Here is a 1,159-nt window from a genome sequence, read left to right on the forward strand (position 1 = left end):
GCGGCCCGCCGCGGCAGCGGCTGATGTCACTGCGGGCACGCGAGCCCAGCAAGATCCAAACGAAAGACCCTAGGAGAGTCACCATGCCGGTCCCGCTGTATCAGGCGAAGGCGGAGTTCTTCCGGATGCTGGGCCACCCGGTCCGTATCCGGGTGCTGGAGTTGCTGCAGGACGGGCCCATGCCGGTCCGCGGTCTGCTGGCGGAGATCGAGATCGAGCCCGCCGCCCTGTCCCAGCAACTCGCCGTCCTGCGCCGCTCCGGGATCGTCACCTCCACCCGCGAAGGCTCCACCGTGGTCTACGAGCTGGCCGGCGGGGACGTGGCCGAGCTGATGCGCGCGGCCCGCCGGATTCTCACCGAGATGCTCGCCGGGCAGAACGAACTGCTGGCCGAGCTGCGGGAAGCCGAGGTCCCGGCCAAGTGAGCACGCCCGCCGCCCGGGGTCTCGCCCGGGTGCGTTCCCTCCTGCCCGTACGCGATGATCTCGCCGCCGTGCGCCGGGGCCCCCGCCGGGATCTGATGGCCGGTCTGACCGTGGCGATCGTCGCGCTGCCACTGGCACTCGGCTTCGGCGTCGCCTCAGGCCTGGGGCGCCGAGGCGGGCCTGGTCACGGCCGTGGTCGCCGGTGCCTTGGCCGCGGTGTTCGGCGGATCGAATCTTCAGGTCTCCGGACCGACGGGCGCGATGACGGTCGTCCTCGTGCCCATCGTCGCCGCACACGGCACCGGCGGCGTACTGACCGTCGGACTGATCGCCGGTCTGCTGCTCCTCGTCCTCGCCCTGATACGGGCCGGACGCTGCACGGCCTACATTCCCGCCTCGGTGGTGGAGGGCTTCACCCTCGGCATCGCCTGTGTGATCGGTCTCCAGCAGATCCCGAACGCCCTCGGTGTCGCCCCGCCGGAGGGCGACAAGGTCCTGGTGGTGGCCGGGCGGGCCGTCGAGGAGTTCGTACGGTCCCCGAACTGGACCACCGTCCTGCTCGCCGCCGCGGTGGCGGTGACCATGCTGGCCGGGGCGCGCTGGCGCCCCACCGTCCCGTTCTCCATCGTGGCGGTGATCGCCGCGACGATCGCGGCCCAGGCCCTGAGCCCGGACACCGTACCGACGATCGGGGCCCTGCCCGCCGGGTTCCCCGCCCCCTCCCTCACCTTCCT

Annotated in this window: 1 protein-coding gene and 1 pseudogene; both read left to right on the top strand. The window is 72.2% G+C overall.

What is annotated here, in order from left to right:
• The first annotated feature begins 83 nt into the window (after window positions 1-83).
• The gene (locus tag WH07_RS35935; RefSeq protein ID WP_046509512.1) at window positions 84-425 is read left to right on the top strand and encodes an ArsR/SmtB family transcription factor; all 342 of its coding nucleotides are present in this window, start codon (window positions 84-86) and stop codon (window positions 423-425) included.
• 29 nt (window positions 426-454) lie between these two features.
• A pseudogene (locus WH07_RS35940) lies at window positions 455-1,159 on the top strand (SulP family inorganic anion transporter); the annotation flags it as partial.

It is taken from the genome of Streptomyces odonnellii (assembly GCF_000981895.1).
In the GTDB taxonomy this organism is placed as follows: Bacteria; Actinomycetota; Actinomycetes; order Streptomycetales; family Streptomycetaceae; genus Streptomyces; species Streptomyces odonnellii.